This is a genomic window from Clostridium sp. AF27-2AA, from assembly GCF_003478505.1.
Classification (GTDB): domain Bacteria; phylum Bacillota; class Clostridia; order Lachnospirales; family Lachnospiraceae; genus Brotaphodocola.
This window is the reverse complement of the sequence record NZ_QUFI01000042.1, coordinates 1-22269: the sequence shown is the minus strand read 5'-3', so window position 1 is coordinate 22269 and position 22269 is coordinate 1. Positions and strand designations below refer to the sequence as shown.

The window sequence follows — 22269 nt, the reverse complement described above, 5'->3', positions numbered from 1 at the left end:
AACAGGCTGTGGAAAGAGATAACCTCCACGGAAAAAGATTTGTTTATCATAGTCCAGCGGCCTGTCTGTATGGAATGGGATCAGCAGAGTTTTTGCTTCTTTATCTTTCTTGTATTTTTCGGTTTCTGCTTTTACTTCATTTTTTGCCCAGGCGATAACATCATCTCTTGTTGGCCCATGCTCGATCAGGAGATTTTCCAGAGTTCCCAGCTTGCGAACAATAGTCGAAGTTGTACTGCCATTATCTTTTGCATAAGACCTACAGATATAAAATGATTCAGCATTTTTAGATTTTGTTATGTGAAGGTTCATGCACCATCCCTCCCTTATCCCCTTATTATATCACGCAATAACATAAAATAACATATATAAAAACAAAAAATGACATAAAAAAAGCAGGTTTTATGCGGCCTGCGGCTATTTTTTGCGATATGTAACTGTCAAACTCCCGAATTTGACCTTTACAGTAAAGGTGTATAGAAAATAGATTAACAATGTGGTATAGTTTAATTAATAGTAAATGAACCGTTTTTTAAAAACGAAATAATCGAAAGTATTCGTATAAAATAATGCCGATATTGTGAGAAAAAATGTAGAGCGGAATATAAATTTATGGCTGTTGTTGATTGCGACAGCTCTTTTATTGTCAGCATATAGTTTGTGAGATATAAGGAGAGCAGAGCAAATGGAGTTATTCATTTTTGAAAGAGTAGTTTATTGTTATTTGAGCAGTATCTATCAGAATAATATTGTGATTATGGTGCAGGATCATTCTACATAATTTGGGAATCTGAAGATAATGTAGTCGAAGAGATGAGTGGTGGGAACAACCGTTTAGGTACGAATGACAAAGAAATGGAGGAAAATATGAAGAAGAGGAAAATTGTAACTTTATCTGTTGTAATAATTGTTATTGCATTACTGCTTGAAGCGAGTATTCTGAAATATGTCAATGACAGAAATGCATATGGAACATCGAAAGTACTTGTTGATCGTGTGATTACTGTGCTTAATAAAAATGATAAGAGCAAGAACGAACTTATTAAATCGTTAAAGGATGATTATATTATAAGGGCTAAAGCAGTGTCGTATATTATTGATGCCAATCCTGAGATAGAATGTGATGTTGATGAATTGCAGGAAATAGCGAAATTAATGGCGGTTGATGAAATACATTTGTTTGATGAGCACGGGTATATTTATAGTGGTTCGGTGCCAAAGTATTTTGGTTATAATTTTTATTCTGGCGAGCAGATGGGATATTTTAAGCCAATGCTTGAGAACAAATCGTTGACAATGTGTCAGGATGTTACCCCTAATACTTCGGAAGCAAAGGAAATGATGTATGCGATCACTTGGAATGAGGATGGAACGAAGATGATTCAGGTGGGCATTGAGCCCAAAAGACTTCTCGATGCGATAGAGCAGAATACCATTTCTAATGTAGTATCGGGAATGCCAGTATATAAAGGAATGAGAATTGTTGCGGCAGATGTAGATACACAGACTATCGAGGGTGCTACAGACAGGAGTGAAATAGGAAAAAAACTTGAGGAAATAGGAATACCATCGGATCGTGTCAGTAGTGATGGTGTAACTGTAATACATATCAAAGTGGATGGAAGCCCTTGCAGATGTATAATTCGTCAGGATGATAAATATATTGTTGCTGTAACGGTGGAGGATTCATTTTATTTGCAAGGCAATATTATTGCTATTTGTATAGTTGGTGCCTATATGGTATTAGCATCGTGTTGTATAACATATACATTTTCCCAAATTGCAAAAGAAAGATTGGAAAAAGAAAAACTGATGTACACATCAAATACAGATGAGCTTACCAGATGTCTTAATAGACATGCATATGAGAATGATATAAACAAGCTTAAGATTTGTGATGAGTGGGTGTACATTTCTATAGATTTAAATGGGCTGAAGCGAGTAAATGATACTTATGGTCATGTGGCAGGTGATGAGCTTATATGTGCAGCGGCTGATTGTATGAAAAATAGTTTTAATGAATATGGAAAGGTTTATAGGATCGGTGGAGATGAGTTTGCTGTTATCATTACAGAGGATATAAACGAGTTTGAAAATATGATACATAGATTTAAATCCAACATAACTAACTGGCACGGTGAGTTTGTGGATTCAATGACTGTTTCATATGGATGGGTTTTCAGTACAGAGGGAAATTGGGGCAGCATATACGAAATCTCCAAAGCTGCAGATGAGAGAATGTATGAGAGTAAGGAACGTTTTTATAACGAAAGTGGTGTCAATAGAAGGTAAAAGTCAAATCCTTCGCTCCACGCCAGATGATTTGATTTACTCTGTTTAATATTGGTGTCAGAATCAGCATGCTCCATTCCCTTCTCTGTTGTTGTTACTGATTGCGGTATTCTTCACACAGCTTTCTGGTATAAGCCGCGCTCTGTTTAACTCCCTCCATCTGGTGCTTCAGGCATTCTTCCAGAAGCTCTTCCGAAATCTCCTGTGGATAGTAGTAATCTCCGGGCTTTATGGTCTCTGGATCAAAGAGAGGTGCCTCTACTTTGAAACAGCCTTCTCCTACGCGGAAAACACCGTCGGTACCGGGGCTGCGTTTAAACTGTGCGCAGTATGGATAACACATTTCCAGATTCAGGCGGGTGATGGAAGAGTGATCCAGAATGATCTGAAGCAGATTCTTTAAATCCATATTTCCTTTGCCAACGGGAATTCCGCATATCACATATCCGTAAGGATCTTCCGGACATGGAATCACGATGTGGTCTTTAAAATGAGTGGTAATGGTATATGGAGCCATTTTCATGGCTGCCTGAGCCGGATCTTCCCAGGCCATCATAGAATTGCCGAAATCAAAATGGAGGCCGATCCAGGGAATATCCAGTTTTTTCACAATGGCCGTAAGCTCGTCAGATGTCTCATATTCGTGATTTTCCAGAGCCAGACGGATCCGGCGCTTTTTTAATTCCGGAATGATCTGACGCAGGGACATGGCTGCTTCATCGAAAACAGCAGGATCAAAATCTCCGCGTACTTTTGCCTGGTCGTATTTTCCTTCTCCGCCGGTAGCACGTGAGGCGAGTGGATTTAAAGTGATTGGAATGTAGGTGCGGATGATATCCGCAGCAAGAGCTTCCGCGACATCAAGGACTTTCAGGAGATGTTCCTTCGTAATTCCTTTGGTGGCAAGCTCTGCGTACATATGATAGGATTCCAGAAGATCCCGTACTCTTTTTAAGTGTGCGGGGTCATTGTTCATCAGAGTTCCCCATTCCGGGTCCAGGTTGTAATCTTTTAAGATGTTGATCATGACGCCGTCAAAGCCAAGCTCATGAGCTTTTTCTATAAATCCGAAAATATCCATGCGCTTGTTCTGAAACCAGAGATGGAGACTTTCGGTATCAAGTCCGAGTTTTAACATATGAAAAATCCTCCTGTTATGAGTTGTCTGTACTGGAAATCTGGTGCTTTTTGATGCGGTGGATCAGAAAGGTGGAAACGAAAAGTCCGATCACGGCCCATCCGATTATGACGCTGAAAACAATGCGGAAACCGGTCATGCCCGGGGAGCGGTCAAGAAAGCTTCCGTACATAACATATGCAAATGTGTTCGGAAGATAGATGACCAGGGAAGCGAGACTCATGGCAGCACCGGTAATCTCTGCAGGTACTTTCACCTCATCCATCGGAGCGAAGAAGACTGCGCGCATGGTAAATACAATAGATCCAAAGCCCAGAGTACAGACCGCGCCAAGAATCCAGTTGCCGTTCTGGCCAAGCATTTCGTGAGGGACCATAAGGAACGCTGCCATTGCGACAGCACATACAAGAAAACCGACACGGATGTGTTTGGCGGCAGATTTATGTACTTTATCAGACATAAAACCGCCGATCGGTCCGCCGATCATTTTCAGTCCATACTGGTTGATGATGCCGTACATGCCGACTGCGGTAGCCGGCAGCATGTAGATCTGGTTCAGAAACGGAATAAAGTAAGTCAGTCCGCAGTAAATGCAGTATACAACGAAACCGTTCAGAGCAACAGCCCAGATATCGATATTTTCAATGCCTGGATCATACCGCCGAATGCAGCCTGGGCACGGTTCTGCTCCTTCACGTTTTCGTCGGTGCGTTTTTCATCGTTAGGTACAAAAATGAGACAGAGAACTCCGGCACATGCGGTAACTGAGGATAAGAAGAGAAGTCCTCCCCGTAATGCAGAAGCGCCTTCTCCCATAGCCTTGAAAATAGCCAGTGCGCTTGAAGCAACAATGACATCAATAATGCCGCGCCCCATTTCCAGAAAGCCAAACATGCGTCCCTGTGTCTTTTCATCACCAAGGAGGCGGATCGCTTTTAAAAGAACCGGCCAGTAGGTTACCTCGCCGAGAATGGCCATTGCGCCGAACGCGATCAGAAAACCCCAATAACACGGAAATGTAGAAAGATAAACACCGATTGCGCCAAGACCGATCAGGGAGCCGCCGATCATATATTTTTTGCTGAACATATCACAGATATAGATACCAAAGATCAGGCCAATGGTCTGCACAATTCCATATGCGCTTAAAGCGCCGCCAATCTGGGTGTTCGTGAGTCCCATAAATTGCTGCATGGGAACATAGAACATGTCTTTCATAGAAGAAAGCTTAAACGCAATGCCTCCGGAAAGTGTCAGGATGTAGAAGACAAACCAGCGGTTTGGAACTGCTTTTACAGCTTTTTGTTTCATTTCATTACTCATAATCATTTTCTCCTTCTTGTAGACAGACTGCAGTTTGTGATTCGTTGCCAGGCATATCAGAAATGCGTTTGAGACGTATTTCTTGGATTCGGTCTTTAGTATATCTGCATTTTGTTGCGAAATCAATACAAAACACAATAAAACACAAAATATCAACGAAATATCCAAAAAACAGGACTGTGTTTTGTTGGATTTCACGGTGAAAAGAATGAAAAATACTGATATAATTGGGAATGCAAATAGATGCTGGGATATAGCACAGAAATACGTTATAATGAAATACGGACATGATCCGGCAGGTATGCGCATGAACGGCGCAGCCTGTGCGGATATGGGGCGGAATGCAAAACAGGAGGAAACAGTTATGCTGGCACAGCAGCGTTATCAAAAGATTTTAGATTTACTGGAGGAACATGGTATTGTACATAGTGCAGATCTGGTGCAGGAGATGAAAGTATCGTCTGAAACGGTCCGGAAAGATCTGGATGCACTGGAACAATCGGGAAAATTAAAACGGGTGCATGGCGGAGCCGTACCGATAAGCCAGATGTCGGCACAGAACGGACAGTATATATCACTGAAAACCAGAAATTCCAGCTGTATGGAAGAAAAAGCAGCCATAGCTGCGTATGCGGCGGGATTGGTCCGGGAACACCAGGCTGTGGGGCTGGACTACGGAAGTACAAGCCTGGTCATGGCGAAGGAGCTGGTGCGCAGGTTTGAGCATCTTACGGTGGTGACAAATTCCATCCAGAACGCTCTGGTCTTATCGGAGCGACCGGAGTTTACCATTATTCTGATTGGGGGAATACTGGATAAAAAGGAATTATCTCTTGGAAATGATTTTTCCCAGATGCTCGAGAGCCTTCATCTTGATATTTTGTTTATGTCAGTCAGCGGTGTCCATCCGTCTGTTGGACTGACGGATCAGGGACCGAGTGAAGCAAGGGTACAAAAGCAGATGTGCCAGATCGCGAACCGGAAGGTAGTCCTGGCAGACTCCAGCAAGTTTGGAAGAGCAAGTCTGGTAAAGCTGTGCGCATTGTGTGATGTGGATCAGATCATCACGGATGGAGGGCTTGATACAGACATGGAGCAGAAGATAAAGGATACTGGCGTTACGCTAGATGTAGTCCGGAACGGGGAAAGATAAAACAGCTTCAGGAATCTGTCAGTGTTCCATGGAGTTTAAAAACTGAAGAAGTGCGTTCCGCTGCTCCGGGCTCATCCGGTAGATCCGGGCCAGCAGCGGATCCTGGCAGAAACGGGATTCCAGTTTGTCATCGAAAAAATCCCGGAGAGACAGATCCAGGGCATCGCATATATAAGAAAGAACCTCGACTGTGGGGTTCTTTTTTCCCAGCTCCACGTCCCGAAGGTAGCTCTGGGAAATACCGGCAAGGGTTGCAAGCCGGTTGACGCTGTACTGTTTTGCATTTCTGAAATAGCTGATTCTTGTTCCGATGTCCATGATGTTACTCCCTTTAGATATAGAGATAGGATAACAAATTTATTCTGAAAAAATTACATCTATAAAGATTGCTGATTATATCTATAAATGTTATAATAGGCTTAATTACAGGATAAAAAACAAAAAACGTTATTTTTACTGGTATTAAAAGACAGGGAGTTAAGAAATGAGTCACGAAAATATGGCGGATCAGTCTGCGTTTCTGCAGGCGGCCTGCACAAAAAGCAAATGTATAGAATTACTGGCACTGGCTGCGGATTACCGGGAAGCATTACCGCAGGTGCTGGAGCTGCTACGGCAGTATTATGCGGCAGAAAAGGTCTGCTTTTATGAGTGCGGTGAGCCGGATACAGACGGACGTCAGGAAGCCGGCAGTTTTTCTGTTCCTGTTATTTTTGAGGAGAATCTGTACGGAAAATTGCAGGTAGAGCATTCCGGCGTGTTGGATTCGGACCGGGAGCTTTTTTCAGTGCTTGCCTGTGTTCTTGCTTCAGAAATCAGGAAAAAGAAACTTCAGGAGTATCTGCTTCGCTTAAGCTATCAGGATCAGCTGACCGGGATCCGGAACAACACCTCTTACATCCGCATGCTGAATCAGCTTCTTGAGCATCCGGTGCCGGTTGGAGTTGCATTTGCCGATTTGAACGGGCTGAAATACTTAAACGATACCTACGGCCATGAATACGGCGATCAGGCACTCCGGCATCTGGCAGAGGTGAGCATGGAGTATTTCGCAAAAGACCAGCTTTACCGGGTCAGCGGAGATGAATTTGTCATAATCTGTCCAGAAGTGCAGGAAGAGGTCTTTATCAGACAGGCTCAGCTTCTGAAGGAACGTCTGAAACAGGAGGAACAGGGGCTGGCTGCCTTTGGGTATCTGTGGAATGACGGAACCACCGCTGCAGACAGGCTGCTTCACGGTGCAGAACGCCTGATGTATCAGGAAAAGCAGCAGCATTACCGGGACAGTACACGCAGAGTGCAGGAATGTCCGGGTTATGCACAAGCTCTGTATAAACGATACAGACAGCGAGAGGAAAAGGAAGAATGAATGCGTTATGATAAAAGGGACATTTTAATAGAAATGTCCCTTTTGCATCTATAAAATAAACAATACAAACTTTATATTCAGAATATACAAGAAAATAATATAAATAATCAGAAATAATGCTTGACAAATTGTATTTAATATCGTACAATGAAGACAACAAAAACAAAGAAGCAACAAAATCAAAGCTTCAGAAAACGGAGGGCGGTCCAATGGGTTACTAAATCTTACCACAAAAAAATCTCTTAACGAGTTTACATAGATGTAATCGAAGGAGGGAGATTCCAATGAAAGGCAGAGGCCCATAGCACTTTGAAAAAAGAATATAAAGAAAGAGAGGTTATTAAGTGAAACTTCGGGATATTTGTTAAAAGAGCTATCTGATGACGAGAAAGTCAGATAGCTCTTATTTTGTTTTATAAGAAACCACAGATTTTACAGATGATTCCGCCGAAGAAAATCAAGAATATAGCCCGTGCATTGCTGCTCCCGCAAAAACAGGACCTTGTGCGTGCCTCCTTCAATCAGTCTGAGCTGGCTGTTTGGGATCTGCTCTGCCATCCAGCGGGTGTGGGAGGTCTTTATGAGATCCCGGGTTCCGGCAAGGATCAGAACCGGTGCCTGGATATGCTGCAGGCGTCCGGCAGAAAGATGCGGGGAGTCCGTTAAGAGGGTGTTGAGCTGCAGGCGTTTCGTCAGCTGCAGGCGCAGGGAGCTGTCCGGCAGCCTGTTTTTCAGGAATGAAAGGGCACATCCGGTGAACTGTGCGGCAAGTCGTACCGGAAACCGTAAGCCGTAGGAAAGAGCGTTTCCACTGGCGGAAATGACAGCCAGGGTGCGCTCTGGAAAGCAGCAGGCAAACTCCAGCGCAATGTTGGCCCCGTCACTGAAACCCAGAAGGATGGCCTTAGCGATGCCAAGGTGGTCAAGCAGGGCGGCAGCGTCACAGGCCATGTCGTGGATCGTGAAAGACTGCCGGGCTGTCATGGAACGTCCGTGCCCGCGGCTGTCCATCAGGATCACCTGATAGCTTTTCTGCAGATTCCGCTTATAGGAGTGGAATACATGATGGGACTGGCTGTTTCCATGGAGCATCAGGACCGGTGTTCCGTGGCCGACAACCTCATAGTAGAGATGTGCCTCGGAAGTATCAAGATATGTGCTTTTCATAATGTATTTTTCCCTTCAGGAAAGACTGAACGCCCTCGCGGATCCCGTCCGGGTTCTGGATCTTTACCACTGCGTAAAACATATCCGGAGTCGGATGCTTCGGAAGGTAAACATAGTAAGCAGGAAGCCATTGTGTCGGACTGTATTTTTCCTTGGCGCGGTACAGATCCTTAAAGCCATAGCAGTCGTTCAGGTTGTTGTATACAAATCGCAGCAGTCGTTCCACAAGACTGGCTTTTTCATCATCCAGACCGGCCAGAGGTGCTACGCCAAGGCTTCCATAGTGGACGCCCTCCGAGCGGAAGGTCTGAAAGGCTTCGTAAATGATGGTTTCCATGACACCGCCTGGAGCATTGCTGCCGTGGCGGGTAACATCGGCCATGTAGCCGTCTTTTCCGAGAAACGGAACAAAAGCGATGAAGGCCACGATGGTTCCTTCGGCATTCTTTGCATAGAAATAGCGTTTGTCCATCGGGTTTTCCAGTCCGGCTTTGCCCATCGTGAAGGCCAGCAGGGAGCTTTTTTTCTGACTGAGCCATTCATTTGTGACACGGTCAAAGGCAGACTCGATATCCGGGTCACGCTGCAGGAGCGGTTTGTATTCGGCAATGGTCACACCGGCCTTTTTGGCATGGTTGATGTTCATGCGCATCTTGGCACCTTTTTTGCCGCTGATCTCATAATCCGCTAGGGAGAAACGCGCTTCCTCGCCGCATTTGACATAGCCGAAGCCCTGGCGTCTGTATTCTTCCAGAAAGTGGTCTGTCACGCTTAAGAAAAAGACCTTGTGGGCGCTTCGGACGCAGAAATCTTTAAATTCAGAAAGCAGAGCAGGAAAGTCTGCGTCTGCGCAGACCGGATCGCCGTTGACGATAATGGTATCACCTGCCACACCGTAAGGGATCACGCCGTCTACATTCCGGCCGAAGTAGAGCTGCTTATCCTCTTCGAGCGCCAGGTAGGAGCAGCTGTTCTGGCTGTACAGGTTTAAAAGGGTGCGGGCATGCTGCAGGTCGGATTCCCGGCGGGAGGAAGGTGCCAGCCACGGGCGGACCGCATACAGCAGGGCAGCCAGGATACAGCCCCAGCTGAACCAGAACATCATAAGCTCCAGCATATGCGCACCGTGGGAGACCGGGATGGAGCTTCCGCTTCCGAACAGGATGTCAAGGCTTTCTTTAAAGCTGTTAAGCAGGGTGTGGCGGCCACTGCCGAGAACAGGCGTTAAATAGTGGTAGCTGATCACGGCGTTTGCGGTCACTCCGAGAAAGCTGGGCAGCAGGAGAAGCAGGCCGCGTTTGCGGTCTTTTTTTGATGCCGGGCAGCAGAAGTCAGAGCGGAAACCGAAGAAAACGGCAAAAAAGACCACATCGGAGATCATGCATGCGGCGTGGAAAACGTCCGGCAGATGAGGAATACAGCTGATAAAATCAAGAAAAAGCAGCGTCAGGGTGATGGTCAGGGCTGCGTGCTTCCGTTTTCGAAGCTGTGAGCAGAGACAGAGTAAAACAACGGCAGAGGCACGCTGGACCATCCAGTCCATTTCGGTGGAAATCAGCAGGGCGGCTTCTGCGGGAAGCCGGTGAAGAAAACTGAGGGCGAACATGCCGAGGGACAAACAAAATAAGATCAGGATGCAAGTGTTTTCCACCCGGGTGCGAAAAGTCTGTGTCATGGAAATCCTTCCTTTCATAACAGCGGTTTGCTGTGTGTCAGATATTCTTCGGTGGTCATGAGCTCGGTGTGGAGCGGAGCAAAATAGGAAACGATCTTTTCTGTTTCCGTTCGGGAGGCTTCGTTGAGTCCTGCCACGGCATCGGTCAGGTAAATGACCTTACAGCCAGCGTCAATGGCGGACAGTACGGTAGAGAGCACGCAGCATTCTGCCACGACACCGGAAATCACAAGACGGCGGGCTTTTTTTGCGGCTTTCACAACCTCAGGGACAGCAAACGAGGAATAGACGTTTTTTGTGTATACCGGGTGTGTTTTTACCCAGGGCAGAAATTCCGGCATCATTTCATTGAGCCATGCATCGGCGTTGATAGCCGCGTTCATTTCATTATATTCCTTCCAGACACCTTCTGGGTGCTCTGCGGCAAGATACCGGGTGAAGATGACCTGCTCCGGCATCCGGCTGTTTAACAGACGGAGAATGGAGGCGGAGGCTGCTTCTACGCCTTCGCAGGCCCATTCCTGTCCTTTTGTATAAACGTTCTGCATATCGATGACCAGAAGCAGGTCAGCTGAATTGTTTTGTTCCATTCTAAACTCCTCCTTTTTAGTCTCAGTATAGTTTTCTGCGCAGGATATTACAAGCAGAATGACATGTTAATTTATTAACAAACTAGCGCCGGATTCCTGCATTTCATTGACTTTACGTAAGGATAATGTTATCTTTATCGTAAATTGCTGTTAAATTCGCAAATTTGTGTACATTTATTTACTTGAATTGCAGCAAAAATCTGGTGGCGGGTATACATGGTATGAAACGTCATACGATTGGGAAGGAGGTTATAACATTGGGAGAAAGTAAAATGCCGCATATCCGGCTTCCGGAAAATCTTGGGATCCGTTATGCGGTGTTGCCGGGAGATCCGGCCCGGGCAGAGCGGGCAGCAGGCTATTTGAAAGATGCAAAGCTGTTAGCCTTCAACCGGGAATATAAAAGCTACAGTGGTCTCTGGAACGGTGTGCCGGTTCTGGTCATGTCCACCGGAATGGGTGGTCCGTCCATGGCAATTGCGGTGGAAGAGCTGCGAAAGACCGGTGTAGAAGCAGCTGTGCGGATCGGAAGCTGCGGCGCACTGCAGCCGGAGGCCGGAGTCGGAGACCTGGTCATGGTAGAAGCAGCTGTGCGGGATGAGGGAACTTCCATTGGCTATGCGCCGCTCAGCTATCCGGCTATTGCAGATCACAGGCTGCTTACTGCCTGCGAGGAGAGCGCAAAGGAGGCTGGTTACCGGTTCCATATCGGCATTGCAAGAAGCCATGACTGCCTGTATCGGGATGACAATCCATCAATCTATGCGGACTGGGCAAAAAAAGGTGTGCTGGCGTCTGACATGGAAACTGCGGCCCTATTTGTGGTTGGGAGGATCCGTGGCATGAAGACGGCATCCATCTTAAATGTGGTGGCGGCCTGCAAGAGCAATGTAGCTGAGAACATCGGACGCTATGCGGATGGTGAGGCTCTGACGGCTCAGGGCGAGGAGCATGAGATCCTGACAGCGTTTGAGGCACTGACGAAGCTGGAAAACAAAACAATTTAAAGGGAAAGGGTGTGTGAGTTATGAATAACTTATTTAAAACCAAATTTGACGCGGCGGTGATCGTGCTGATCCCGGCCTGCATCGGAATCAACTATCTTGGAAAGCTGTTTGCCAGCGTGTTAAAGCTTCCTCTGTGGCTGGATTCCATCGGAACCTGTATCGGCGGATGCCTTGGCGGTCCGATCATCGGAGCAATCTGTGGCGCGGCTAACAACCTGATCTACGGATTTTCCGCAGGAGATAACATTACATTAATTTATGCGCTGACCAGCCTTGGAATTGGTGCGGCAGTAGGAATCATGGCACGCCTGGGCTTTATGAAGACCTTCCCGAAGGCTATCATCACTGCCTGCGTGGCAGGCCTTGCGGCTGTGGTTATTTCCACTCCGTTAAACGTTCTGTTCTGGGGCGGTACTACCGGTAATGTATGGGGCGATGCGGTATTCGCAGCAACCCAGGCAGCCAATATGCCGGTATTCCTGGGCTCCCTGCTGGATGAGGTTGTCGTGGATGTACCGGACAAGCTGATCACGCTGATCGTGGTATTCTTTATCTTAAAGGGTCTTCCGAATAAGCTGACCACACTGTACGAGGCAAATTCCGAGATCGAGGCTCTGGACTAATCAAGAAAAGGAAATGTAACAGAATATGAAAAGTATCAGTCTTTTTGTAGATAACGGGACTTACCTGACCAGGGTACATCCCTTCACCAAATTGATGTACATAGCCGCCGCCATCAGCATTCCGCTGATTTCCGGCCGGCTGTGGATGTTCGGCGTGTTTATCGCGGTCAGTCTTCTTGTGCTGGCCAGCGGCAAAATCTTAAAAAAGACCGTTCCGCTGATCGCGTTTTCCTTTACGATCCTGCTCACCATTTTCCTGATCCACGGATTGTTCAATCAGAAAAATGCGAATGTGCTGTTTCAGATCGGCGGGCTGAAGTTTTACCGGGAGGGCATAGTTTATGCCCTCCATATTGGTCTTAATATCTTAAACATGCTGCTGTCCTTTGCGGTATTTGTGCTTTCCACGAAGCCCTCCGAGTTTGTAGATGAGCTGGAAAAACGGGGCTTTTCTCCGCGGTTCGGCTATATTGTAACTTCTGTATTCCAGATCATCCCGCAAATGATTGGAACCATGAACACCATTATGGATGCGCAGCGCAGCCGAGGCCTTGAAACAGAAGGAAACTTAAGAACCCGGGCGAAGGCATTTCTGCCTCTGATCTCCCCGGTGGTCATGAGCTCCCTGATCAATACCAGAGAACGGGCCATTGCCCTGGAGGTGCGCGGGTTTGGCGCAGGAAAGAAGAAAACCTGGCTGACAGAGAGAACGCGCCACAAAGGAGACTGTGAGGCTACCATCCTTTTCGGTATCTGTATTCTGGCAGCTGTGGTATGGAGGATTGTAGAATGTCTGTAATAACCGTTGAAAATTTACGTTACCGTTATCCTCATGCGAAGGAGCTGGCGCTGGATGGACTGGACTTTTCGGTGGAAAAGGGAGAGTTTATCGGCATCATCGGGGAAAACGGGGCCGGAAAGAGCACGTTAAGCCAGGCTCTTATGGGACTGGTGCCGCAGTTTTATAAGGGAGCTTACGGCGGAACGGTCATGGTAGATGGCATTGAGGCAGGCAGGACTCCGGTGGCACAGCTCTGCGGTCATGTGGGACTGGTGTTCCAGAATCCATTTAACCAGCTTTCTGGCGCGAAGGATAACGTTTATGAGGAAGTGGCCTTTGGCATGCAGAATCTGGGCGTGCCTGCAGAAGAGATGAAAAACAGGGTGGAGGAAGCCTTAAAGCTTCTGGATATCTGGCAGTACCGGGACCGCAATCCCTTTGATCTGTCCGGCGGCCAGATGCAGCGCGTGGCGATCGCCAGCGTGCTGGTCATGCGCCCGGATGTGATGATCCTGGACGAGCCGACCTCCCAGCTGGATCCGGAGGGAAGCGATGAGGTCTTTAAGGCTGTAGAAACCCTGACCGGCTCCGGCATCACCATTCTGATGATCGAGCAGAAGATTGAGAAGCTGGCAGCCTACTGTGACCGCATTCTGCTTCTGCATAAAGGAAAACAGATCGCGTTCGATACGCCGCAGAAGGTATTTTCCATGCCGGACTTAAACAATTATGGAATCCAGGCACCGGCCTTCACCCGTATCTGCAAGGCAGAGGGCGTGACACTGGCGGACGGAACCTATCCGGTAACCGTGGAAGAGGCGGCCGGGGTGCTGAGGGAGAAACGGCTGGGGGCACCGGCGTGTGCAGAAGGCGGGAAATGTGCGCAGAAGGCTGCAGGAGCGGATGTGGCAGGTACAGACTCGGCGCAGGCTGGCGGACCGTCCGAGTTAGCTGTTTCCAGTGATGAGCAGTTTTGCATTAAAAATCTGGATTTCTCCTATCTGGCAGATGTTCCGGTATTAAAAAAACTGAACATGAAGCTGGACAAATGCCCGACTGCCATCATCGGTCAGAACGGCGCGGGAAAGACCACGCTGGTCAAGCTTTTAAAAGGCCTTTTAAAACCGGTCTCCGGTTCCATTTATTTTCATGGCGAGGACATCTCCGGCAAGACGGTAGCCATGCTGGCCGGAAATGTGGGTTATGTATTCCAGAACCCGGATGACCAGATCTTCAAATATAACGTTATGGATGAGATCCTGTTCGGGCCGTTAAACATCGGCATGGATGCGGAGCGCGCAAAGAAAGAAGCAGAGCGTGCTCTGAAGCTGACCGGACTGACCGGGAAAGAGAAAGAAAATCCCTACGACTTGGAGCTTTATGAGCGGAAGATGACTGCCATTGCCAGTGTGCTGGCCATGGACACCGATGTGCTGATCCTGGATGAGCCGACCATCGCCCAGGACTGGAAGGGACGGCAGATCATCGGAGACATCATCCGCAGTCTCTCAGAGCGCGGCAAGCTGGTCATTGCCATCCTCCACGACATGGACTTTGTGGCCGAGAACTTTGAGCGCGTCATCATCATGGCTCACGGCCAGGTGCTGGCAGACGGAACCGCAAAGGAAGTGTTCGCGCAGGAAGAAGCCCTGAAGAAGGCCCGTCTGCAGAAGCCCTATGTGATGCAGCTTTGTGAGGCACTGGGATATGAAAAGAGCTATCTGACGGTGGAGGAGCTTCTGAAGGATCAGGTGTCTTAATGCGCATCACTTAAGATGTGAAGAATAATTATGTTTTATTTTGCAATCCCCCTGCTTGAAGCAGGGGGGTTGTTATGCTATAATTGCCAGATAGTGCTTAAAAACTTAATTTAATTAACTGGAGGACTTTATGAGCAAAAATCATAAAAAGCGAAGCAGCTTCTCCGGAAAGCTCGGGTTCGTGCTTTCCGCTGCGGGTGCTTCGGTAGGACTTGGCAATATCTGGCGTTTCCCGTATCTGGCAGCAAAATACGGCGGCGGAATTTTTCTGCTGATCTACATTCTTCTTGCTTTGACATTCGGCTACACCATGATCGTAGCGGAGACATCCATCGGCCGCATGACGAAAAAAAGCCCGGTAGGAGCTTATCATACCTTTGGAAAATCTGGCTGGTTTTCCTTTGGAGGCTGGATCAACGCAGTGATCCCGATCCTGATCGTGCCGTATTACTCCGTGATCGGCGGCTGGGTTATCCGGTATCTGTTCGGATATCTGACCGGACACGGCGCACAGCTTGCAGAGGACGGCAACTTTTCCGCCTTTATTTCCAACGGAGCGGCAACGGAAATCTGCTTTATTGCCTTTGCCTTCTTTACCCTGTTTATCATTTATGCAGGTGTGAGAAACGGCATCGAGCGTGTGTCTAAATTTATGATGCCGATCCTGATCGTGCTGTCCGTCATCATTGCAGGCTATTCCATGACCAGACCGGGAGCCGGTGCCGGAATCCGGTATTTCCTGGTTCCGAACATGGAGAACTTTTCCTGGATGACGGTGGTGGCAGCCATGGGACAGATGTTCTACTCTCTGTCCATTGCCATGGGTATCCTGATCACCTTCGGTTCTTATATGAAGAAGGACGTGTCCATTGAGGCATCCACCGGAAACGTGGAGATCTTTGATACCGCTATCGCCATCATGGCAGGCCTGATGATCATTCCGGCAGTCTTTGCATTTACCGGCGGAGATCCGGATACCCTGCAGGCAGGACCGGCACTGATGTTCATTACCATTCCGAAGGTATTCGCAAGCATGGGCTTCGGAACCATTGCCGGAATCCTGTTTTTCCTGTTAGTGCTGTTTGCGGCGGTTACAAGCTCCATTGCCCTGACCGAGAGCGCAGTTTCCACGTTCGAGGATGAGCTTGGCTGGAGCCGTAAAAAAGCAACCGTCATGATCGGCGGCATCATGCTGGTGCTGGGAAGTCTTTCCTGCCTGGGCTATGGTCCGTTAGCCAATGTTACCATCATTGGAATGCAGTTCCTGGATTTCTTCGATTTTCTGACAAACTCCGTCATGATGCCTATCGCGGCCATTGCGACCTGTCTTCTGGTATCCAGAGTCATAGGCATGAAACGGATTGAGGAAGAGGTGCTTCACGGGGAAGGCAAGTTCCACAGAAAGAGAGTATTCCAGATCATGGTCCAGTACCTGTGCCCGGTATTTGCAGTCATTATTCTGATCAGTTCCGTGGCGAACGCGTTTGGATGGATTTCCATGTAGAGATATAGCAGTATGAGAGAGAATCCTCGCCTGTTGCAGGCGGGGATTTTTCGCTTTCTTTAGGATAATAAGCGAGAATCCTCGGTTATTCAATTGCCGAGATGAAAGCGTCTGAAATGCAAGGAAAATCGAAAATATGTTCGATTTTCCTTGCATTTCTTTCCATCTAATAGTATACTATGTGTATGAAAGATAATTTAATATATTCGAGAACTTGTGTATATAATATTAATTACCATGTGGTGTGGTCTGTGAAATATCGCAGGAAAATTTTATCAGCAGAGATTGAGATTTATCTGAAAGAACTGGTTCAGAAGATAGCATCCGATAAAGGTTTTACGGTTCATCTTTTTGAAGTTGGTGAAGGTGATCATATCCATTGCTTTGTGTCTGCACCGCCGAAACTGTCAGTGACAGATATTGTAAAGTATTTAAAAGGAATTACCGGAAGAAAACTCTTTGAAAAATATCCGGCGATCCGCCAGAAACTTTGGAAAGGTCAGCTTTGGAATCACTCATATTATGTAGAAACAATCGGTTCGGTGTCGGAAGAAAATATCCGACGCTATATCGAGCATCAGAGCAAATCTTACTAGAAGGAGGGAAAATATGCTGTTAACACATGAAACAACCATTGTATTAAATAAAAATGATGCAAATATTGTAGGACACATGTGTTATGCGGCTTACAAGCTTTGGAATGTTTGCAATTATGAAAGAACCAACTACAAAAATCTGGGATTGGAGAAATATCCTGACTGGTATTATCAGAAGTCCAAGCATAAAGATGATCTGTGGTTCAAATCACTCCCGTCACAGACTGCACAGGAAATCTGCAAGCTTTTGGACAAGTCGTGGAAATCTTTTTACCGGTTAAAAGAAAGTGGAGGTATCGAGAATCCGGGAACCCCAAGATATAAGAAAGATAAAATGCCGATTACGTATATGCAAAATGGTATTCAACATGAAAACGGCTCTTATAATGTAAGACTTTCTTTACCAAAAAAGCTGAAGGAATATATGGCTCATACCTATGATATTCGTGCTGCATACCTTTATTTGAAAAATCCTGTTTTTTCAAACATGGATATCATAAAACAGATAAAAATATATCCTCCGGCAAATGACGGAACCAGCAGGATCCTTGTTATTTATGAGGTGAAAGATGTTTTGCCAGAAGAGGACAATGGACATTATCTGTCAATTGATCTGGGCTTGCATAATCTTATGACTTGTTATGATAATGTAGGGAAAACTTTTATTATTGGAAGGGAATATCTTTCTCTTTCTTATTTTTATAACAAGGAAATCGCGAGAGTCCAGTCACAATGGGGCCGGATCCAGGCTGTAAGGGAAATGGAGGATCTGAAAACATCTAAGCATCTGCAGAAACTCTATCGAAAGAAAAATGACTGTATCAAAGATTATATTCATAAGATGACACGATATATCACGAACTATTGTGTAAAGAATGATATTCATACGGTTGTGATTGGAGATATAAAGGGGATTCGTAAAGAGAGAAACCTGGGGAGGAAAACCAACCAGAAGCTTCACAGTTTGCCATATGCCCGTATCTATATGCAGTTAGAATATAAGCTTAAAATGAAAGGGATTTGCCTGATAAGACAGGAAGAAAGCTATTCCAGTCAATGTCCGCCGCAGTCAGAAGAAGTATCGCACATTTATGCAGAGAAAAGAAATCGAAAAAAGCGTGGCATCTACATTGTAGATACCGTGATCTACAATGCAGATGCAGTAGGAGCTTATAACATTTTGAGAAAGTATCATGCCGTATCCGGCAAAGAAATTGATATGCCCGTAACCGGGCTGAGCAGTACAAAAACAATAAAAGTAGCTGTGTAACCCATCTGGGTAGCAGTACGGGTGTCATGGACGCACCTCTGAAGCTACGGAGCTATGTTTCGTAATCAGATGCTCGGTAATTCAATTGCCGATGTAGTTCACGAAGCGTAAAGAGTTTTTGACCGTATATAAAGAAACTGTTAGCACCTTATACAGAACCCGTTAAGGGTGAGGCAAAACACTTCCTTTCTGTTGGCACCTTGTATAAAATACGAGAGGAAATATTTTTGTTACAGCCCATGCGCTGCACAAACCATATTTCCTGTAATTTATGAGCAGGACAAACAGAAAGGGGAAGGAAACATGCTGACAGTATTGATTTTAATTGTGTATGCGATTATCGGAGGAGTATCTACCCTGGCTATGGTCATCGGAATCCCGGCCGTGCTGGGATGGAAGATTTACCGGAAGGTAAAGTATCAGATCCCGTTGATGAAATAGATGGAATGAACTGTGTGTGGAGAAAAGAGCTGGCTGAATGAGGCCGGCTCTTTTGATTAACACATTTTATTGATGAAAAGATTGACATTGTATACTAAAAAGAATAATATAAAGACGGAAGGTGGTGATTAATATGGCAACAACGCCAACACAGATTCGTATTGATGCAGATATTAAGAAGCAGGCAATGGATTTATTTAGCAGCCTTGGCCTTGATATGTCAAGTGCGGTAAATCTTTTCCTTCATCAGTGTGTTCTTCGTGGAGGTCTTCCATTTAGTGTAGAGATGCCGCGGTTTAGCCAGAGTACATTAGATGCTATGGATGAGGCAAGAAGAATATCACGAGATCCGAATATTAAGGGATATACCAGTATGGATGAACTGAAAAAAGTACTGGAGGAGTAGATGTACGAAGTAAGATTCACTACTGCTTATAAGAAAAGCTATAAGCTTATGAAAAAAAGAGGACTGGATTTATCTCTTCTGGATGAGGTTGTGGATACTTTGAGTCAGGGTAAAACATTAGAAGAAAAGTACCGTGACCATGGACTAAGTGGTAAGTTTCAGGGATTTCGAGAGTGCCATGTAAAACCGGACTGGTTGTTGGTATATTTGATCGAAAATGAAATTTTGACTTTGACATTAGTGGATACAGGTTCACATGCAGATATTTTCAGGATGTAAATGGAAAGGCAGGACTCAAACGGGTTCTGCTTTTTTGTGCAGAATGAAACAATAAGGAAAAAAGTTTTTAAGATTGATTTAAAAAACTTGTTGAAAATGAAAAGTTTTTAAAATGGATTTCAAAAACTTTTTGTTGGTATTTATTACTTACGCTAGAGAAAAGTAGTAGCGGCAATTAAGAACTCCGTTTATAATGGAAGCAGTTATGAACTTAAGCATTGGAGGACACTAACGTGAACAAACAGCAGCTTGCGGCGAAAATATGGGAGTCTGCAAATAAAATGCGATCCAAAATCGAAGCGAACGAATATAAAGACTACATTTTAGGTTTTATTTTCTATAAATACCTTTCCGATAAGCAGGAACAGTGGCTTTTAAAACGCGACTATGCGCCGGAAGATATTGTGGAATATGTGAATGAAGATGACCCGGAGATCGTGGAAGCATCACAGCAGAGTCTGGGCTATTTTATTGCCTACAAGGATATGTTTTCTACCTGGATTCACATGGGCTCTGATTTCAGCGTGGACAATGTTCGTACGGCTTTGTCTTCCTTTACCAGACTGATTTCTCCATCCCACAAAAAGGTATTTGATGGGATTTTTAACACGCTGGAAACAGGACTGAGCAAGCTGGGAGAAAATACCAAGAGCCAGACCAAGGCCGTCAGCGATCTGATTCAGCTGATCAATGATATTCCAATGGATGGCAGACAGGACTACGATGTTCTGGGCTTCATTTATGAATATCTGATTGAAAAATTCGCGGCGAATGCAGGAAAAAAGGCGGGAGAATTCTATACGCCGCATGAGGTTTCTGTCTTAATGTCAGAATTGATTGCAGCGCATTTAAAGGGACAAAAAGAATTGAAAATTTACGATCCGACTTCAGGATCCGGTTCATTGCTGATCAATATTGGACATGCAATTGCGAAATATATGGATAATCCAGACTGTATCCGTTATTACGCGCAGGAACTGAAAGCAAATACCTACAACCTGACGCGCATGAATCTCGTTATGCGTGGAATTCTGCCCTATAACATTGTTACGAGAAACGGAGATACGCTGGAAGATGACTGGCCGTATTTCGATGAAGCAGATCCGGCCATGACTTACGATCCGCTGTATGTGGATGCGGTAGTCAGCAATCCGCCATATTCTCAGAGATGGGAGCCAAAAGGCAAGGAGAATGATCCGCGTTATGCCCGCTATGGAATAGCACCAAAATCAAAAGCGGATTACGCTTTCCTTCTCCATGATCTTTATCACTTAAAGCCAGATGGAATTATGACCATTGTTCTCCCACATGGCGTTTTATTCCGTGGCGGAGAAGAAGGGCAGATTCGAAAAAATCTGATAGAACAGAATAATATTGACGCGATCATTGGCCTGCCTGCAAATATCTTTTTCGGAACCGGTATTCCGACCATTATCATGGTGCTTCGTCAAAAGCGGGAGAATACAGATGTGCTGATTGTAGATGCATCGAAAGGTTTTGAGAAAGAAGGTAAGAACAACAAACTTCGTGCCTGCGATATCCGAAAAATTGTAGATACGGTTACTATGCGACTGGATATTCCGAAATATTCCAGAAGCATCACAAGAGAAGAAATCCGGGCAAATGACTACAACTTAAATATTCCGAGATACGTGGATTCATCGGAAGCAGCCGAAAGCTGGGATATTTACGCGTCCATGTTTGGCGGAATTCCGGAAACAGAGCTTGCAGAGTTAAATGCGTACTGGAATCTGTTTCCATCCTTGAAAAAGGAATTATTTGTGGGAGAGGGCGGTTATGTGCAGCTCCGAACAGAACACTTAAAGCAGGCTATTCTGGAAAACGCAGACGTGAAAGCTTTTTTACAGCATTATCAGGATGTCTTTTCAGATCTTGGAGAAAAACTGGATCAGGCATTGATTGAACGTGCAGAGCAGCTTTCTATTCCCAAAGCAGAAGATGAAATAGCCGGAATGATTCTGAATCGTTTTGCACAGATTGCACTTGTGGATAAATACGAAGCATACCAGATTTTTAAAACAGAGTATGAGCAGATCACGGGAGATTTGGAATTGATTCAGACCGAAGGAATGAACGCGGTGCGTCAGGTTGATCCGAATATGGTCGTAAAAAAGAAAGGTGACAACGAGAAGGAAGTGCAGGAAGGTTGGAAAGGTCACATCATTCCATTTGAGTTTGCGCAGAAGATATTCCTGAAAGCAGACATGGATGAAGTAGATGCAAAGAAAGCACGTTTACAGGAAATTCCGTCCGAATACGAGAACCTTCTGGAAGAATGCAGTGAAGAGGAAAAAGAAATCATATCCGAAGCGCTGAATGACAGCAACGATGCTTTTGTTATAAAAAATGTAAAAGCCATGATCAAGGTGTTAAAGCAGGATGCAGAAGAAAATAAAACCCTGATCGAACGTCTTTCCAAAGTTGAAAATCTCAACAGCGAGGAAAAGAAACTCAAAAGTGAGATTAAGTCCGCTGAGGAAGAACTTCATCTGAAAACAAAAACGGTGATCGAAAACATGACCGATAAAGATATCCATCATGTTCTAATAGTAAAGTTGGTTGATCCAATTTGTGACGGCATCAGCAAATTGCCGGAGAATCTTCTGGGAGTACTGGAAAAGAAAGTGAAAGCATTGTCCGAAAAATACGCAGACACTTACGAAGATATCGAAAACGAAATTGCCAAAACCCAGAATGAATTGATCAAAATACTGGACGAATTGACCGGATCAGACACCGATATGGCCGGAATTATGGAATTTAAGAAGCTGCTGGGAGGTGAATAAGACATGGAAAAACGTAAAATTCCGGCGGTGAGATTCAAAGGATTCGAGGACGATTGGGAACAGCGTAAGTTGGGTGAAGTCCTTGATG

21 protein-coding genes and 1 pseudogene are annotated in these 22269 nt (G+C 45.6%); 14 read left to right on the top strand and 8 right to left on the bottom strand.

Annotation, left to right across the window (positions count from 1 at the left end; genetic code table 11):
- Positions 1-312, bottom strand: a pseudogene (locus DWY84_RS17875) (transposase); the annotation flags it as partial.
- 555 nt (positions 313-867) lie between these two features.
- Between DWY84_RS17875 and DWY84_RS15530 the strand changes: the two are divergent.
- On the top strand, positions 868-2292 hold the full coding sequence (locus DWY84_RS15530; RefSeq protein WP_118534240.1) for a GGDEF domain-containing protein: 1425 nt from the start codon (positions 868-870) through the stop codon (positions 2290-2292).
- Positions 2293-2386: 94 nt separating this feature from the next.
- On the opposite strand, the gene DWY84_RS15525 is transcribed toward DWY84_RS15530, so the two are convergent.
- The 3 genes from DWY84_RS15525 to DWY84_RS17865 all read right to left on the bottom strand — a co-directional run bounded on the left by DWY84_RS15525 (position 2387) and on the right by DWY84_RS17865 (position 4753).
- Entirely contained in the window at positions 2387-3430 is a 1044-nt protein-coding gene (locus DWY84_RS15525; RefSeq protein ID WP_118534239.1) for a TIM barrel protein, read from the bottom strand.
- A gap of 16 nt (positions 3431-3446) precedes the next feature.
- Positions 3447-3974 (bottom strand): hypothetical protein, encoded by a 528-nt coding sequence (locus tag DWY84_RS17870; RefSeq protein ID WP_243024892.1) that lies wholly within the window; start codon positions 3972-3974, stop codon positions 3447-3449.
- A 68-nt stretch (positions 3975-4042) separates the two neighbouring features.
- Complete coding sequence (locus DWY84_RS17865) at positions 4043-4753, bottom strand: MFS transporter (protein WP_243024891.1); 711 nt, start codon at positions 4751-4753, stop codon at positions 4043-4045.
- 274 nt (positions 4754-5027) lie between these two features.
- Here DWY84_RS17865 and DWY84_RS15515 point away from each other — a divergent pair, with 274 nt between their 5' ends.
- Positions 5028-5906 (top strand): DeoR/GlpR family DNA-binding transcription regulator, encoded by an 879-nt coding sequence (locus DWY84_RS15515; protein ID WP_243024890.1) that lies wholly within the window; start codon positions 5028-5030, stop codon positions 5904-5906.
- Between the two features lie 18 nt (positions 5907-5924).
- Here DWY84_RS15515 and DWY84_RS15510 read toward each other — a convergent pair whose 3' ends face one another.
- Positions 5925-6224, bottom strand: a complete 300-nt coding sequence (locus DWY84_RS15510) for a helix-turn-helix transcriptional regulator (RefSeq protein WP_118534238.1) — start codon at positions 6222-6224, stop codon at positions 5925-5927.
- A gap of 166 nt (positions 6225-6390) precedes the next feature.
- Here DWY84_RS15510 and DWY84_RS15505 point away from each other — a divergent pair, with 166 nt between their 5' ends.
- Entirely contained in the window at positions 6391-7275 is an 885-nt protein-coding gene (locus tag DWY84_RS15505; protein WP_118534237.1) for a diguanylate cyclase, read from the top strand.
- 432 nt (positions 7276-7707) lie between these two features.
- Here the strand turns inward: DWY84_RS15505 and DWY84_RS15500 are convergent, their stop codons facing one another.
- From DWY84_RS15500 to DWY84_RS15490, 3 genes are read right to left on the bottom strand one after another with little or no spacing between them, the layout of a single operon-like run.
- Complete coding sequence (locus DWY84_RS15500; RefSeq protein WP_118534236.1) at positions 7708-8442, bottom strand: alpha/beta hydrolase; 735 nt, start codon at positions 8440-8442, stop codon at positions 7708-7710.
- Positions 8423-10117 (bottom strand): DUF2156 domain-containing protein, encoded by a 1695-nt coding sequence (locus DWY84_RS15495; RefSeq protein WP_243024889.1) that lies wholly within the window; start codon positions 10115-10117, stop codon positions 8423-8425. Before DWY84_RS15495 ends, DWY84_RS15500 begins: the two co-directional genes overlap by 20 nt.
- 14 nt (positions 10118-10131) lie before the next feature.
- A complete protein-coding gene (locus DWY84_RS15490) occupies positions 10132-10707 on the bottom strand; it encodes a cysteine hydrolase (protein ID WP_118534234.1) in 576 nt (191 codons plus the stop codon).
- Between the two features lie 257 nt (positions 10708-10964).
- Here DWY84_RS15490 and DWY84_RS15485 point away from each other — a divergent pair, with 257 nt between their 5' ends.
- From DWY84_RS15485 to DWY84_RS15440, 11 genes are all read left to right on the top strand, one after another.
- Positions 10965-11714: a nucleoside phosphorylase gene (locus tag DWY84_RS15485; protein WP_347560818.1), complete on the top strand. Its 750-nt coding sequence runs from the start codon at positions 10965-10967 to the stop codon at positions 11712-11714.
- 20 nt (positions 11715-11734) lie between these two features.
- The gene (locus tag DWY84_RS15480) at positions 11735-12337 is read left to right on the top strand and encodes an ECF transporter S component (protein ID WP_118534233.1); all 603 of its coding nucleotides are present in this window, start codon (positions 11735-11737) and stop codon (positions 12335-12337) included.
- 25 nt (positions 12338-12362) lie between these two features.
- Positions 12363-13136 (top strand): energy-coupling factor transporter transmembrane component T, encoded by a 774-nt coding sequence (locus DWY84_RS15475; RefSeq protein ID WP_118534232.1) that lies wholly within the window; start codon positions 12363-12365, stop codon positions 13134-13136.
- The gene (locus DWY84_RS15470; protein WP_118534231.1) at positions 13127-14878 is read left to right on the top strand and encodes an ABC transporter ATP-binding protein; all 1752 of its coding nucleotides are present in this window, start codon (positions 13127-13129) and stop codon (positions 14876-14878) included. The genes DWY84_RS15475 and DWY84_RS15470 overlap by 10 nt, the downstream gene beginning before the upstream one ends.
- Positions 14879-15008: 130 nt before the next feature.
- Complete coding sequence (locus DWY84_RS15465; RefSeq protein ID WP_118534230.1) at positions 15009-16382, top strand: sodium-dependent transporter; 1374 nt, start codon at positions 15009-15011, stop codon at positions 16380-16382.
- 179 nt (positions 16383-16561) lie between these two features.
- Positions 16562-16978 carry an IS200/IS605 family transposase gene (tnpA, locus tag DWY84_RS15460; RefSeq protein WP_118534229.1) on the top strand — a complete coding sequence of 139 codons (417 nt, stop codon included), beginning with the start codon at positions 16562-16564 and terminating at the stop codon, positions 16976-16978.
- A gap of 13 nt (positions 16979-16991) precedes the next feature.
- A complete protein-coding gene (locus DWY84_RS15455; protein WP_279220349.1) occupies positions 16992-18248 on the top strand; it encodes a transposase in 1257 nt (418 codons plus the stop codon).
- A gap of 303 nt (positions 18249-18551) precedes the next feature.
- Positions 18552-18689 (top strand): hypothetical protein, encoded by a 138-nt coding sequence (locus DWY84_RS17495; protein WP_177304279.1) that lies wholly within the window; start codon positions 18552-18554, stop codon positions 18687-18689.
- A 133-nt stretch (positions 18690-18822) separates the two neighbouring features.
- Positions 18823-19095 (top strand): type II toxin-antitoxin system RelB/DinJ family antitoxin, encoded by a 273-nt coding sequence (locus tag DWY84_RS15450; RefSeq protein ID WP_118534228.1) that lies wholly within the window; start codon positions 18823-18825, stop codon positions 19093-19095.
- Positions 19096-19374 carry a type II toxin-antitoxin system YafQ family toxin gene (locus DWY84_RS15445; RefSeq protein ID WP_118534227.1) on the top strand — a complete coding sequence of 93 codons (279 nt, stop codon included), beginning with the start codon at positions 19096-19098 and terminating at the stop codon, positions 19372-19374.
- Between the two features lie 233 nt (positions 19375-19607).
- Entirely contained in the window at positions 19608-22181 is a 2574-nt protein-coding gene (locus tag DWY84_RS15440) for a type I restriction-modification system subunit M (protein ID WP_118534226.1), read from the top strand.
- Positions 22182-22269: the final 88 nt, after the last annotated feature.

Excerpts from the sequence above, each read along its gene's own strand:
- DWY84_RS15470 (WP_118534231.1), top strand. The coding sequence starts at position 13,127 with ATGTCTGTAATAACCGTTGAAAATTTACGTTACCGTTATCCTCATGCG.
- DWY84_RS15500 (WP_118534236.1), bottom strand. The coding sequence starts at position 8,442 with ATGAAAAGCACATATCTTGATACTTCCGAGGCACATCTCTACTATGAG.
- DWY84_RS15450 (WP_118534228.1), top strand. The coding sequence starts at position 18,823 with ATGGCAACAACGCCAACACAGATTCGTATTGATGCAGATATTAAGAAG.
- DWY84_RS15530 (WP_118534240.1), top strand. The coding sequence starts at position 868 with ATGAAGAAGAGGAAAATTGTAACTTTATCTGTTGTAATAATTGTTATT.
- DWY84_RS15455 (WP_279220349.1), top strand. The coding sequence starts at position 16,992 with ATGCTGTTAACACATGAAACAACCATTGTATTAAATAAAAATGATGCA.
- DWY84_RS17495 (WP_177304279.1), top strand. The coding sequence starts at position 18,552 with ATGCTGACAGTATTGATTTTAATTGTGTATGCGATTATCGGAGGAGTA.
- tnpA (WP_118534229.1), top strand. The coding sequence starts at position 16,562 with ATGTGTATGAAAGATAATTTAATATATTCGAGAACTTGTGTATATAAT.
- DWY84_RS17865 (WP_243024891.1), bottom strand. The coding sequence starts at position 4,753 with ATGAGTAATGAAATGAAACAAAAAGCTGTAAAAGCAGTTCCAAACCGC.
- DWY84_RS15490 (WP_118534234.1), bottom strand. The coding sequence starts at position 10,707 with ATGGAACAAAACAATTCAGCTGACCTGCTTCTGGTCATCGATATGCAG.
- DWY84_RS15480 (WP_118534233.1), top strand. The coding sequence starts at position 11,735 with ATGAATAACTTATTTAAAACCAAATTTGACGCGGCGGTGATCGTGCTG.
- DWY84_RS15525 (WP_118534239.1), bottom strand. The coding sequence starts at position 3,430 with ATGTTAAAACTCGGACTTGATACCGAAAGTCTCCATCTCTGGTTTCAG.
- DWY84_RS15465 (WP_118534230.1), top strand. The coding sequence starts at position 15,009 with ATGAGCAAAAATCATAAAAAGCGAAGCAGCTTCTCCGGAAAGCTCGGG.
- DWY84_RS15515 (WP_243024890.1), top strand. The coding sequence starts at position 5,028 with ATGAAATACGGACATGATCCGGCAGGTATGCGCATGAACGGCGCAGCC.
- DWY84_RS15505 (WP_118534237.1), top strand. The coding sequence starts at position 6,391 with ATGAGTCACGAAAATATGGCGGATCAGTCTGCGTTTCTGCAGGCGGCC.
- DWY84_RS15445 (WP_118534227.1), top strand. The coding sequence starts at position 19,096 with ATGTACGAAGTAAGATTCACTACTGCTTATAAGAAAAGCTATAAGCTT.
- DWY84_RS15495 (WP_243024889.1), bottom strand. The coding sequence starts at position 10,117 with ATGACACAGACTTTTCGCACCCGGGTGGAAAACACTTGCATCCTGATC.
- DWY84_RS17870 (WP_243024892.1), bottom strand. The coding sequence starts at position 3,974 with ATGCTGCCGGCTACCGCAGTCGGCATGTACGGCATCATCAACCAGTAT.
- DWY84_RS15510 (WP_118534238.1), bottom strand. The coding sequence starts at position 6,224 with ATGGACATCGGAACAAGAATCAGCTATTTCAGAAATGCAAAACAGTAC.
- DWY84_RS15475 (WP_118534232.1), top strand. The coding sequence starts at position 12,363 with ATGAAAAGTATCAGTCTTTTTGTAGATAACGGGACTTACCTGACCAGG.